Raw genomic sequence first — 12,516 nt, 5'->3', positions numbered from 1 at the left:
GCCTTGGTGCTTGTGTTGTGTTTGCTGAGCGGTTGTAACGGCAATTACGTTTTTGATGATGCTGATTACCGTGCGCTGGGTGACTCCCAGGCGCCCCGTCGAGGCCATTGAGTTGGGAAAACCTGCCATGCAGTTAGTGTTTGAGGTGTGTGATAGCGGGAGCGGCGAACCGCCGGCCCGCAAGCTTTTCGACGGCGTCGGCGGCGTGATCGGGCGTGGGGCTGGGTGTGACTGGGTGATTGCCGATCCCGATCGCTTGCTTTCCAGTCTCCATGGTTTGGTCGGTTACCGAGACGGCCAATACTTTCTCACCGATATCAGCAGCAATGGTATCGGCGTGTCTGGCAGCACTGGAGCGGTTGTGCAAAGGCCAGGCGCGTCTGATCAGCGAAGGTGATGTGTACCAGTTGGGGGCGGTGAGCATTCGCGCTCAACTGATAGGGCAGGGGGCGCATTATGACCGGCCGGCCTTTGCCGGCAACGAGACGATTCCCGACGATGCGTTTCTGATACTGGACCCCTTGCACGGCCTGGAGCGTGAGCAACCGGGCAGCGAGTTACCCGAGCATCTGGATGCATCGGAGCCCCGTGCAGAAGTGCCCGGAGGCCTGCTTTCCCACGGTGCCGTAGAACAAGACCACTTGATCGTGCCGAGTTGGGCCGAACCCGCCAGCCCTGGGCCTTCCAGTGCGGCGCAGACCGTTACGACGCCTGCAGGTGAAGGGTTCTGGTCACAGTTCGGCGCTGTGCTGGGCGTGGAGATGGATGCACTCGATACCCTGGGGCGCGAAGCCCTGGCGATCAAGGTGGCGAGACTGTTCAGGCAAACCATCGAAGGGTTGCAGCAGAGCCTGCGGACCCGCGATGAGCTCAACAGTGAGTTGAACCTGGACGGCACAGCGCTGGCGCGCACGCGCCGCAACCCCTTGCAAGATTGCGGCGACACACAGGCAGCCTTGGCGTCGCTGTTGGGCGCAGGCGATTCGGGCCAACTGCCTGCCGAATTGGCGATCGCCCAGGCGTGCCGGGAGATGCAAATTCACCAATTGGCCTTGGTCGTGGCCTGCCGTGCAGCGGTGCGCAGCGCGCTCGCGACGTTTGCCCCCGGCCATCTGCTGCTCTGCTTCGAACGTGAGGGCAACCCGCCCCGGTTCGCTACCGACGGCGCTCGTTGGCGGGCATACCAACGCCATTACATGCGCCTGAGCGAGGAGCACCCCTTGGGCGAGCAGCTGTTACGCAACGACTTTTCCAAAGCGTATGAGGAGCAGGTGCGTCTCGTCGGCGCCCTGCATGCGGCTTATCCGGGATGACAATCATGTATCGAGCCACCTTTATATCAATGCTGCTTGCCCTGGGCCTATTGACCGGTTGTGGCAGCCTTTCACCGTTTTCAACCTTGACCAAGCTCGACCTGAGCTTGACGGCCAGCGACACAGTCAACCCCGATCTTCACGGCCGGCCCTCTCCGGTGGTCGTGCGCCTGCTTGAGTTGCGGCACCCGGCGGCGTTCGAAAATGCTGACTTCTTCAGCCTCTATAGCCACGCCGAGCAGGCACTGCCCAAAGACTGGGTCAACAGCGAAGAGCTGGAGTTGCGCCCCGGTGAACAGCAGGTGCTCAAGCTCAGCATCGAACCGCAGAGTCGTTATATCGGCGTGTTGGCAGCCTATCGCGACCTGCCGCATGTGCAATGGCGCCTGGTACTGCCCGTTACCCGGCAGCAACTGACGCGCGCGCAGTTGTTACTTGACGAGTCGGGGGTTCGCGCTGTCGGCCCTCAAGCCGGCCGGTCGGAGAACTGAAATGCAGATTGATAAAGTCATCTGGCGGGAGGGCATGCTGCTGCGTCCGCAGCACTTGCAGCACAACGACCGTTATTACCATCAACAGCTCAACCGTAGCCGCTTGCTGAGCAGGGATGGCTGGGGGTTCCTGACGCTGGACATCGATGTGCAGTACCTGAATCTGGGCAAGCTGGTCGTCAACCAGGCCAGCGGGGTATTTCCCGATGGAAGCCTGTTCGAATTGAACAACACCATGCCGCCGCTGGTGTTGCAGGTACCCGCCGACACCGCTGGGCAAGCCGTGTTCCTGGCGTTGCCCCTGGCCATCGGCAATCAACTGGACGTGCGCCAGCCAGAGCAAAGCGATGTGCTGGCGCGTTATGTGAGTTACGAAACACAGATCGCAGACTCGAATGTCGGTATGAACGCTCACTGCCAGATCCACTGCGCCCGCCCGGATCTACACCTGCAATTGGGGGAACAACCCAGTGATTCGCTGCATGTGAAGCTCCAGGTAGCCCAGGTGCTCGATTCCACGCGAGAGGCCGGCGTACAGCTGGACGCGGACTTCGTACCGACGTTTATTTATGTGCAGAGCGCCGGCTATGTGTCGTCATGCGTCAAGGAGGTGGTCAGCCTGCTGGCTGCCCGAGGCGATGCGATTGCCGCCCGCGTCCAGGGCAATGGAGGTTCGGCCGGTGCCCAGCTCGGCGACTTTCTGATGCTGCAACTGATCAATCGTACCGAGGTGCTATTGCGTCACTACCTGAGCCAAAACCAGGTGCGTCCGGAGGCGGTGTACCGGGTATTGCTGTCGATTCTCGGTGAGCTGTCTACCTTCGCCGTCGACGACAAACGCGCGCAGGTGGAAGGGTGTTATCGGCATGGAGATCAGGGGGCGAGCTTTCGTGGGCTAATGGACGGTATTCGCAAGGTGCTGTCAGCGGTGCTGGAACAGCACGCCATCGAACTCCCGCTGGAAGCACGGCAATACGGGGTGCTGGTGTGCCCCGTAAGCGATCTGAAATTGTTGGGCGCGGCAACCTTCATTCTGGCGGCAACCGCCCACTGCGATTCGGAAGAACTGCGCCACCGTTTGCCCGCGCATCTCAAGGTCGGACCGGTTGAGCGCATACGTGAGCTGGTCAATCTGCACCTGGCCGGTATCAAGGTAAAACCGCTGCCGGTGGCGCCACGCCAGATTCCGTTCCATGCCGGCAAGACCTATTTCATGCTCGAACTCAGTGCCCGGGATATCACGCAACTGGAACAGTCCGGCGGTTTTGCCTTCCACGCCAGCGGCGAGTTTGCGGCGCTTGAACTCAACTTCTGGGCCATCAGGAACTGAACGCCATGACCATGGACAGCGAATACCCGCAGGACGAAAAAACCGTTCTGCTCGACCGCCAGGGTCGTGCCCCGGCGCAGGCGGCGGTGACGGATTACCCCTCGCCACCACGCTTTGAGCAATTGGAAGACCGGATGATCTACACCGCCAGCCTGCAAGGCGCCCAGGGTTTCAAGATGGGGCCCAATGCTCTGGTGGCAGCCGCCTGGGACCTGCTGTCACAGGTTGTTGAACTCAGAAGCAGCACCGCTCGGGAGAGCTTGCAGAGCCTCAATGACCGACTGTCGTCGGCCATCACCGCGTTTGAAGCACATGCCCTGCACCAGGGCGTAGCGAACAGCCAGGTGATGTCCGCGCGTTACGTGCTGTGCAGCGTAATTGACGAAGCGGTCGTCACCACTGCATGGGGTAGTCGTAGCCACTGGTCGAAGACGAGCCTGCTGAGCCGCTTTCATAACGAAACCTTCGGTGGCGAAAAGTTTTTCCAACTGCTGGAGCGGCTGAGCCGCGATCCGGTCAAGCACGTGGCCATGCTCGAGTTGATGTACCTGTGCCTGTCGATGGGGTTTGAAGGTAAGTATCGGGTTATGGAGCGGGGAGGGGCGCAGCTCGAGGACATCCGAGATGCCTTGTATCGACAGATCCGGCATGTACGCGGCGAGCGCCTGCCGATATTTACCCCCGCGAACGCAGGGCGCGTGCCAGGCGCGCGGCTGCGCATTGTGTCGGCCACCTGGGTCGCTGTTTTGGCGTGTGCCGGTTTGCTGGCGATGTACTCGGGGTTTGCCTGGGTCTTGGGTAATGAGCGCGTGACGGTGCTGCAACTTTTTCAACCTTTGGCGCCGGATCAGACGCGGACGCCCTTGTAACGCTGGGAGCAATGAATGAACGCATTCTTCAAGGGCGCGGGCACCGTGCTGCGCAAAAGTTGGGTCTGGAGCCTGTTGCTGGTGCTGTCCAGCGCACTGCTGGTGTGGTTTTTTGGGCCGTTGCTGGCAGTGGCTGACCACCGGTTCTGGCAGGGCTCGACGGCTCGCCTGGTGACCATCAGTGGGTTGTTTCTGCTGTGGGGGCTGGCGATGGTCGTGGTGGGCGCGCGCCGTACTGCACGACTGAAGCAGCCTGAGTACCAGGAGCGGTATCAACGCACGGGGCTGATCGACGACGAACAAAGGCAGGTGCGCGGGCGTTTCAAGGAGGCCCTGCACACGCTGAAGACTACCCGTCGCTATGCGCAGCGCAGCGACCGTTGGCGTAACGCCTTGCCCTGGTACCTATTGATTGGCCAGCAGGGCAGTGGCAAGACCGGTGTCCTGGCCGCCGGAGGGCTGCACTTGCCATTGGATCGGGGCGAGTCGGTGCCCCCAGGTACAACCGCGTATTTTGACTGGTACTTGGCCGACGAAGCGGTGATGGTCGAGAGCGCAGGGCGATACCTGGATCAACCTGAAGGTGCGGTGGACGGCGCGGGCTGGTCGACGTTTCTGGGGTTGCTCAAGTCGCGGCGTCGGGCGCGCCCGCTCAATGGCGTGGTGGTGACGTTGGCGGTAGAGACGCTGCTTGGCAGCAATGAGCATGACCTGGATTTGCATGCACGCCACGTGCGCACCCGCTTACAGGATATCCAACAGAGATTGCACCTGGACGTGCCGATCTATCTGGTGCTGACCCAGGCGGATCGACTGCCCGGCTTCACTGAGTTCTTCGACGCGCCCCAGGGTGACAGCGCAGATGCGGTATTGGGCGTGTATGTCGGCGCAGGCAACACGGGGACCGCAATGGCCGAGGTCCGCCAGGCGTTCGAGGGGTTGCTGCAACGCCTTGTGGCAGAGCTGACTGCGCGCTTGCAGCACGAGCGTAACCTTGAGCGTCGTGGCCAGATGCTTGATTTTCCTCGGCACGTTGCGCAAATCGGCGAACGCCTGTGCCAGTTCGTGGAGTCTGCGTTTTCCGCTCATCGTTTCCAGCACATCAATGGGTTGCGTGGCGTTTACCTGACCTGTGCGCAGGCGGGTGAGCGACGTGCCTACTTCATTCAGGGGTTATTCAACCGGGTGATCTTTGCCGAGGCCGATCTTGCCGGGCTGCATGCGTCGGAGCGCCAACGCATCCGGCGACACCAGGGGCTGTTGGCGCTGGCGGCGTCCCTGGTGCTCGCCGGGGCGGGCGGGCTATGGGCTCACAGCTACGGGCTCAACCACCAGCGCCTGATGCGGTTGGCGGAACTGACTCAACCACTGTCGCCCGCCGATGCCGGTTTGGACGCTACCCTGGCGTTGCTGCCGTTGCTGGACAGTCGTTTGGCTGCAATGCGGTTGTTCCCGGCGGCGCAGGACAGTCAGTGGCACGAGCGGGCCGGCTTGTATCAAGGTGAACCAAGCCGCCCACTGCTGACCCGGGCCTATGCAGAGGCGCTGCATCAGCAGTTGCTACCCTTGCTGACCGCGCTGCTCGAAGAACAGGTGCGCGCCGACCTGGGGGATCGCGAGGCGCTGCCGGACAGCTTGCGCGCCTACCTGATGCTCAGCCTGCGCGAGCGTCGCGACAACGCATGGCTGGCGCGGCGCATGGCCGGTTATTGGTCGCAGCGTTATGCCGGGAATGCCTCGGCGCAGAACCGCTTGAATGAACACCTCGCGCAGCTATTAGAGCAACCCTTCGTGGCGTCCTTGAACACTGCGCTGGTGGCAGACGCTCGCCAGGACCTGCGTGGAGAGTCATTGGCGCAAGGGGTCTATCGGGTGCTGCGCGAACAAGCCCGCGACCTGGAACCTTATCGTCTGGTAGAAGGCCCCGGATTTGCCGCTGCGGAGCAACCTATCCCCGGTTTCTACACCAAACGGTATGTGCAGTATTTTGAAAAGCAGGGCCCCAGGCTGGTCAATGCCATTGCCCAGGATAATTGGCTGCTGGGAGAAAACGGCGACCTCAGCGCCATGGACCTGCGCCAATTGATGCTGGTGCTGGAACAGCGCTATTTCAGCGAGTACGCCGACGCCTGGAGCCAGGCCATCAGCCAAGTCCGCCTGCAGCCGAGCGACGGCCTCAAGCAGCATGCCGATGAGCTGGCCAGCCTGGCGTCAGCCCAGTCGCCGTTGGTGCAACTGTTGCAACGGGTGAGGGAAAACACCCGATTGCTGCCGGGTGATCGCGCTGAAGCCATCAGCCAGCAGGTAGGCGAGTTGGCCGCACAGGTTCCGTTCGAGGGGGCCAGCGTGCTGGCCGGCCGCGTGCCAGGGCAGGCGACGCCTGATACGGCGCGACGCGCATTGCAACGGCGCTTCGAACCGTTGCACCGCTTGCTCGACACCGAGCAGAACCCAGGCGTCGAACTGACACAGGCGTTGCGGCTACTCGATGAATGGCAGCAGCAACTGGCGGCCCTTCACCGCGAGGGCGCACCCGAACAGGCGGCATTCAACCTGGTCAAGCATCGTATGGAGGGGCAGTTGCCATTGTTGGGCAAGGTGCGTGATACCGCGGTGCGTCTGCCGTCGCCGCTCAAGGGGTGGTTCGAAGGCATTGCCGACGACAGTTGGCGGTTGCTGCTGGAGGATGCCTATGTGTTTATGAATCAGCGTTATCAAAGTGAGGTGTATGGTTTTTATGCTAAGGCGATTCAACGCCGCTACCCGTTCAATGCCCATGCCGGCAGCGATGTCGCCCTCGGTGACTTCCAGGAGTTTTTCAAGCCTCGGGGAGGCATGGCACGCTTTTATGACCATTACCTGCGGCCCTTCGTAAGTGCCGAGGGCGGCCGCTATCGCTTGCGCGGCCTGGATGGCCGCAGCCTGCCGGTGTCACGTTCGTTGTTGGAACAACTGGTGAAAGTACACATGATTCGCCAGGGTTTTTTCAGTGAAGAGCAGGGGGAGTGGGCCGTTCGATTCACGTTGGCACCCTATAGCCTGGATCAGGCGGTCAGCCGTGCGGTGCTGCGCATTGGCGATAAACAGCTTGAGTACCGGCATGGTCCGATCGTGCCCATGGCATTCCATTGGCCAAGCGACGCGGACAACGGCCGCAGCAGCCTGGTGCTGGAGCGGGGTATGGAGCGGCCGCTGGGGATCGAAAAGAACAGTGGGCCGTGGTCGTTGTTCCGGTTTTTGGACTTGATGCACAGCGAGCCCGCCAGCGGTCGCGATGCACAAGTGCTCAAGGCCGATCTCGGAGGGCTGCGCGCTAACTTCCTGCTCACCAGCCAGCGCAATCCCGGCCCGTTTCAGATGGCCGCATGGCGCACCTTTCGCCTGCCGGAGCAGCTGTGAGCCAGATGCCTGCCCGCTGGCGCAGCATTGGGCGTACGTCACGCGGCAAGATGCGTGCTCGCAACGAGGACGCGTTCTTTGACGGCCCACAGCGTGGTTGTTGGGCGGTCGCCGACGGCATGGGCGGCCACCGTGCCGGGGATGTGGCCAGTCAGTGGGTCATCAGCAGCCTGGCGGCGTTGCCAGGCCAGGGCAGCCTCGATGAGCGGGTCGAGGCGGTGCGGCGATGCTTGCGATGGCTGGACTGCCGGCTTGGGCAGCCGGCGCAGCAAGCCGGCGAGGGCATCATGGGCAGCACGGTGGTCGTGCTGTTGTTGGACGGTCAGCGCGCGGCCTGCGTCTGGGCGGGGGACAGTCGCTGCTACCTATGGCGTGGGCGGCGCCTGTACCAGCTGTCGCGGGATCATTCTCTGCGCCAACACCTGATGGACACCCAGCAACTGAGCCCGGAACAGGCTCGGGCCCATCCGGATGCCAGGGCGCTGACCCGTGCCCTCGGCGGTCGACAGCCTCTGAGCCTGGAGGTACTGGAGCTCAGTACGCATCCTGGGGATGTATTTTTGTTGTGCAGCGACGGGTTGTATCAGGGGCTCAGCCATGGCGAGTTGGGCCGTGCGTTGAATGCGGGCACTCCCCGGCAGGTGGTGGACCGGTTGTTTGCCGACGCGTTGCGTGGGCCGGCCCGCGACGACCTGACGGCCGTGGTGGTTCAACCATGAGCGCGCGCATCGGCCCGTCGACCCTGCTTGCGGGCCGTTACCAGCTTGAGCGGGTATTGGGTTCTGGCGGTATGGGGGTGGTCTATCGTGCCCGTGACCTGCTGCACGAGGCGTTCGGCGAGCCCGATGCGCGGGTGGCGCTGAAACTGTTGGGCGAAACGCTGACTGAGTCGTGCGATGGCCATGTGTTGCTGTACAGCGAGTTCGCACTGACCCGAAGCCTGCGACATGAGCACGTGGTGCGCCTGTTTACCTTCGAGGTCGACACCGCTTGCCAGGCGGCGTTTTTCACCATGGAGTTACTGCAAGGCCTGACCCTGGACCGCTTGCTGCTGGAATGCCCGGATGGGTTGCCCTGGCACGAGCTGCAACCCTTGGCCTTGCAGCTGCTGGATGCGCTGGCGTCCGTCCACCAGCAAGGCGTTGTGCACGGGGACGTAAAGCCGACCAACATTATGGTGGGCGAGCAGGGCGTGCGTTTGTTCGATTTTGGCCTGGGCCATGCCCAGGCGCAGCAGGCCGCCGGGCTGCCCGGTTTGAACCGCAGCCGTTTGAACGCCTGGACCCCTGCCTATGCGGCACCGGAACTGATAGCCGGCGCGTACCCGTGCGCGAGTACCGACCTGTATGGCGCGGCCTGCGTACTCTTTGCGTTGGCCCGTGGGCGTGTGCGGCAGCTCAATGAACCCCTGCACCGGCCTCGTCAATTGCCAAGACACTGCTGGCCGGCACTGCGTTCGGCGTTGGCCACGGACCCGGCGTATCGAACCCTGAGCGCCGCCGAATTACGCGAAGCGCTGGGCGGGCAGCGGCACCGCGGGTGGCTGTGGTTTGAGCGTTAACCGGCCAAGTCATGCAACTTGCAGTATTCGTCCCATCCCAGGCCGGCCATCTGGGCCACTTCCTTGTGCACTTCCAGGCGCTGGGTCTCGAAGGCTTCGGGGGAGTCCGCCGTGAGCTTGAGGGTTAATTCCCAGGCAAATAGCCCTTGGCGTTCCGCCTCGGCTTCGAAGGCTTCATGCAGCCGTTCGGCGCGATACTGCGCCTGGGTTTCACCCTTGGCCTGGGCGGCGAGCGGGTTCAGGGTGTCCAGCTCCGCTGCGACGTCGGGGTGCTCGTTGAGGAATCGGTCCAGCGCGCGCTGGTGGTTATCGCCAGGTGGTGACAAGCGTGTGCTCCAAATCAGGTGGAACAAGGCCCGCGTGCCGGGCCGCATGACAGCGGACGCGGCTGCGTAAGGGTGGATTTACCCAGGCATGTATCGGGCGGTGCGCGAACAATACCAGATAGGCGCTCAGTACCCGAGCGGGGCCCGCGAGGCGCTGCCCGTCGAGGCGGTCACTCATTGCGCAAAAATGACCCGTATACCGGGCAAAAGGCTTTCGCTTCCAGTGCCATGACGTGTAGCGTTAGCCCCGGAGTTTCCGGCCCTGCCTTGCAAGGGCAGTGGGCGATGGGCAGAGGGATGTGTCATGGCGCAAACGCTATTCAAACTTTTCTTTACCCAGCGTCTGGCTGCTTTGGCCGGTACCGAGTCGTTACGCGCGATCCGCGAAGGGCTGTTGTGGATCCTGCCGTGCCTGTTGGTCTCGGCTTTTTTTCTGATCCTGTCCGAATGTGCGCGGGTGTTGGGTGTTGATCGACAGGTCGTGGCTTTTCTTGCGGGGCTGCACAACCAGATCAGCTCGGTGATCCCGCTGCTGGTGGCCGCGTCCATTGGTTATATGCTGGCGATCCAGTATCGCCTGCCGCAGTTGCCGGTGGCGTTCCTGTGCCTGGCCCATGTCGTGGTGGCCACGTATATCCTGCGCGAATACCCGCGTGCTTCGGCGACCTTCGTGCTGTTTATCGCCATCGCTTCGCCGCTGTTGAATGTGCCGGCCATTGCCTGGCTGCACCGCTACCGCTGGACGCGCCTGGTCAATGAGGACCTGGTGGGGCACAACCTTAGAGGTACGATCAATATGGTGGTGCCTGGCGCCATCACCGCGCTGGCGCTGGTGGTGGTGCTGTCCTTGCTCCTGCAGGTGCCCTATGTGGGGCAGTTGCAGGGGCCGCAGGTGCTGGATGCCCTGGAGTCGCCTTACGGCAGTGGTTTGTTTACCACCCTGATGAACTCGCTGTTGTGGTTTTTTGGCATTCACGGCGTGTACGCCCTGCAGCCGTTGTTCGATGTGCTGGACCAGGCAGTGGTGCTCAACGGTGCCGCATTGGCGGCGGGCGAGCCGATCAAGTATGTGCTCAACAGCGGCCTGCTCGGCAGTTTTGCCTTTATCGGCGGCTCGGGCGGCGCGTTGTGCCTGTTGCTGGCGATCCTGCTGTTTTCCAAAAGCCAGTCGATGCGCCTGGTGGCGATAGCGAGCTTGCCGCTGTCGTTGTTCAACGTCAGTGAGGTGTTGCTGTTCGGCTTGCCAATCATCCTCAACCCACGCTTGTTCATCCCTTTTCTGGTGGTGCCCGCCTTGAACGCCATGGTGGCGCTGAGCGTGGTGCAACTGGGGTGGGTGTCCCCGGCGGTGGCCAGTGTGCCGTTCACCGCACCGGTGCTGCTCAATGCCTACCTCAGCACTCATGGCGACCTGGCGGCGGTGGCGTTGCAAGTGACGCTCCTGGGGCTGGGAACCCTGGTATATGCGCCCTACGTGCGGGCGATTCATCGCCAGCCCGCCGAGGGTGGCACGGTGTATCTCAAGTCGCTGGACATGACCTTTCGTGGCCTGGAAGAAAAAGGCCGCTTGCGCGAGCTGGACCCGGTGCTGGCATCCCACAAAGTCCTGGCGCGCCAAGCCAACGAGCTGAGCCGTATCCAACAGATCAGCGACTATGAGTTCTATCTCGAATTCCAGCCGCAAGTCTCGACCCGCACCGGCCTGTGCACCGGTTGCGAAGCGTTGATGCGTGCGCGGGACGCCCAGGGCACCGTGCATTCGCCGTGGGAGTTCCTGCAGTGGCTGGCGCAGGCGCGGTTGATGCCGGATGTGGATGTGTGGGTGGCGTCCCAGGCGGTTCGCCAGTACCAGAAATGGCAAAAGCTGGGCTTTGCCTTGCCGATGACCATCAATATTTCCAGCGCCACCCTGACCGACGCCGGCTACGGCGAACGCCTGGTGGAGATCCTGGCCCAGGCCCACGGGCAGGTGTCGGTGGAAATTACCGAAGACGCGCTGGTCAGTGATATCCAGGCCACGCGCCACACCATCCAGAAGTTGCAGGCCATCGGCGCCAAGGTCTATATCGACGATTTCGGCACCGGTTTTTCGGCTTTGAGTTACCTGCACCAGTTTCCCGTGGATTTCATCAAAATCGATCGCAGTTTCGTGGTGGCCCAGCACGACCCCAAGGGCGCCCAGGTGCTGACCGGCATGCTGCGTTTTTGCGAGGCGCTGAACCTGGGGGTGGTGGTCGAAGGGGTCGAGACCGCCGAGCAGCTGGCCTTCTTGAATACCGGCACCGAGTTGTTTATCCAGGGCTGGTATTTCAGTAAGGCACTGCCGGGCGATCAGGTGGAGGGTTTTGTGCGCGAGCGCGTGGCCCTGGCCGACACCTAGGCTGATTCGTAGCCGCGTCGCGTCTGTTCGATTTCCTCGATCAAGCCCTCGATGCCCGTGAGGCGCGCTCGGTTGTCGTGATCCCAAGGGTGGAAACCCGGTTTGAAGTAGTGCAGCCACGGCCGCAGCATCCGTGGGAAAACCCCCTTGGGGCCATACAGAAACTTCAGCATGCGCCAGAAGCCCTTGAGCAGCCCACCTGCCTTGCGGTCGGCGATCAACAGGCGCAGGTGGAAGTCCAGCACCACCAGCCAGAAGAACACCGTGGTGGTCAGCATTGTGCCGGTGCGCAGCAGGTAGCGCTTGGGGCCGGGCTTGATCACCGTGTTCCACACATCAAACGCTACGGCCTTGTGCTCGGTTTCTTCGAGCGCGTGCCAGTACCACATCTGTTGGTAGCCCTTGAGCGAATCGCCGAAGCGCGTCGGGTCGCTGAGCAGGATCTCGGCAAGCATCGCGGTGTAATGCTCAAGGGCGATGGTGATGGCCAGGTTGAAGGCCGGCGGGCAGTGTTTTTTTTGCAGGTCGAGGATAAATTTCAGGCGCCGGTCGAGGGTGTGTGCCGGCAGGCCGGCGGCCTGCATCAGGTCGTTGTAGGCCACATGTTCGCGGCTGTGCATGGCCTCTTGGCCGATGAAACCCTGGATCTGCTGTTTCAATTCAGGATCATCGATGCGCTGGCGGTAGTGGCGCACGCTGTCCATGAAAAACAGTTCGCCTTGGGGAAACAGCAGCGATAACGCGTTGAAGAAATGCGTGATGAACGGGCCTTGTTCATGCCAGTCCTTGATGCGCTCGGCAGGCAGGGCAAAACGGAGGTCGCGGCGGATGGGCAGCATAGTGCGTG

At 62.3% G+C, this 12,516-nt stretch carries 11 protein-coding genes; 9 read left to right on the top strand and 2 right to left on the bottom strand.

What is annotated here, in order from left to right; translation table 11 throughout:
• The first annotated feature begins 55 nt into the window (after window positions 1-55).
• The 8 genes from AB4N98_RS00835 to AB4N98_RS00800 are packed head-to-tail and all read left to right on the top strand — an operon-like array spanning window position 56 to window position 8,963.
• Complete coding sequence (locus AB4N98_RS00835; protein WP_460149165.1) at window positions 56-397, top strand: FHA domain-containing protein; 342 nt, start codon at window positions 56-58, stop codon at window positions 395-397.
• Complete coding sequence (tagH, locus tag AB4N98_RS00830) at window positions 327-1,313, top strand: type VI secretion system-associated FHA domain protein TagH (protein ID WP_460149164.1); 987 nt, start codon at window positions 327-329, stop codon at window positions 1,311-1,313. The genes AB4N98_RS00835 and tagH overlap by 71 nt, the downstream gene beginning before the upstream one ends.
• Before the next feature lie 5 nt (window positions 1,314-1,318).
• Complete coding sequence (gene tssJ, locus AB4N98_RS00825; protein WP_083221651.1) at window positions 1,319-1,804, top strand: type VI secretion system lipoprotein TssJ; 486 nt, start codon at window positions 1,319-1,321, stop codon at window positions 1,802-1,804.
• A 1-nt stretch (window position 1,805) separates the two neighbouring features.
• Entirely contained in the window at window positions 1,806-3,134 is a 1,329-nt protein-coding gene (tssK, locus tag AB4N98_RS00820) for a type VI secretion system baseplate subunit TssK (protein ID WP_068934783.1), read from the top strand.
• Between the two features lie 5 nt (window positions 3,135-3,139).
• On the top strand, window positions 3,140-4,003 hold the full coding sequence (gene icmH / locus AB4N98_RS00815) for a type IVB secretion system protein IcmH/DotU (RefSeq protein WP_068934785.1): 864 nt from the start codon (window positions 3,140-3,142) through the stop codon (window positions 4,001-4,003).
• 15 nt (window positions 4,004-4,018) lie between these two features.
• A complete protein-coding gene (gene tssM, locus AB4N98_RS00810) occupies window positions 4,019-7,402 on the top strand; it encodes a type VI secretion system membrane subunit TssM (RefSeq protein ID WP_135196541.1) in 3,384 nt (1,127 codons plus the stop codon).
• Window positions 7,403-7,407: 5 nt separating this feature from the next.
• Window positions 7,408-8,121 (top strand): PP2C family protein-serine/threonine phosphatase, encoded by a 714-nt coding sequence (locus tag AB4N98_RS00805; RefSeq protein WP_065878511.1) that lies wholly within the window; start codon window positions 7,408-7,410, stop codon window positions 8,119-8,121.
• Window positions 8,118-8,963, top strand: coding sequence for a serine/threonine-protein kinase (locus AB4N98_RS00800; protein WP_017527961.1), 846 nt, complete (start codon window positions 8,118-8,120; stop codon window positions 8,961-8,963). Before AB4N98_RS00805 ends, AB4N98_RS00800 begins: the two co-directional genes overlap by 4 nt.
• Here the strand turns inward: AB4N98_RS00800 and AB4N98_RS00795 are convergent.
• Window positions 8,960-9,289, bottom strand: coding sequence for a DUF6388 family protein (locus AB4N98_RS00795; protein WP_017527960.1), 330 nt, complete (start codon window positions 9,287-9,289; stop codon window positions 8,960-8,962). The two genes, AB4N98_RS00800 and AB4N98_RS00795, sit on opposite strands and share 4 nt — an antisense overlap.
• Window positions 9,290-9,593: 304 nt before the next feature.
• Between AB4N98_RS00795 and AB4N98_RS00790 the strand changes: the two genes are divergently transcribed.
• Window positions 9,594-11,669, top strand: a complete 2,076-nt coding sequence (locus tag AB4N98_RS00790) for a PTS sugar transporter subunit IIC/EAL domain-containing protein (protein WP_460149163.1) — start codon at window positions 9,594-9,596, stop codon at window positions 11,667-11,669.
• Here AB4N98_RS00790 and AB4N98_RS00785 read toward each other — a convergent pair.
• Window positions 11,666-12,508: a metal-dependent hydrolase gene (locus AB4N98_RS00785; RefSeq protein ID WP_017527958.1), complete on the bottom strand. Its 843-nt coding sequence runs from the start codon at window positions 12,506-12,508 to the stop codon at window positions 11,666-11,668. The genes AB4N98_RS00790 and AB4N98_RS00785 overlap by 4 nt on opposite strands.
• Between the last annotated feature and the right edge of the window lie 8 nt (window positions 12,509-12,516).

The organism is Pseudomonas sp. S3_E10, from assembly GCF_054667615.1.
The sequence above is the reverse complement of the archived record's forward strand: the minus strand, read 5'-3'. Positions and strand labels throughout refer to the sequence as shown.

Coding starts and splice junctions, on each gene's coding strand:
- AB4N98_RS00835 (WP_460149165.1), top strand. CDS start 56: ATGATGCTGATTACCGTGCGCTGGGTGACTCCCAGGCGCCCCGTCGAG.
- tagH (WP_460149164.1), top strand. CDS start 327: ATGGTATCGGCGTGTCTGGCAGCACTGGAGCGGTTGTGCAAAGGCCAG.
- tssJ (WP_083221651.1), top strand. CDS start 1,319: ATGTATCGAGCCACCTTTATATCAATGCTGCTTGCCCTGGGCCTATTG.
- tssK (WP_068934783.1), top strand. CDS start 1,806: ATGCAGATTGATAAAGTCATCTGGCGGGAGGGCATGCTGCTGCGTCCG.
- icmH (WP_068934785.1), top strand. CDS start 3,140: ATGACCATGGACAGCGAATACCCGCAGGACGAAAAAACCGTTCTGCTC.
- tssM (WP_135196541.1), top strand. CDS start 4,019: ATGAACGCATTCTTCAAGGGCGCGGGCACCGTGCTGCGCAAAAGTTGG.
- AB4N98_RS00805 (WP_065878511.1), top strand. CDS start 7,408: ATGCCTGCCCGCTGGCGCAGCATTGGGCGTACGTCACGCGGCAAGATG.
- AB4N98_RS00800 (WP_017527961.1), top strand. CDS start 8,118: ATGAGCGCGCGCATCGGCCCGTCGACCCTGCTTGCGGGCCGTTACCAG.
- AB4N98_RS00790 (WP_460149163.1), top strand. CDS start 9,594: ATGGCGCAAACGCTATTCAAACTTTTCTTTACCCAGCGTCTGGCTGCT.
- AB4N98_RS00785 (WP_017527958.1), bottom strand. CDS start 12,508: ATGCTGCCCATCCGCCGCGACCTCCGTTTTGCCCTGCCTGCCGAGCGC.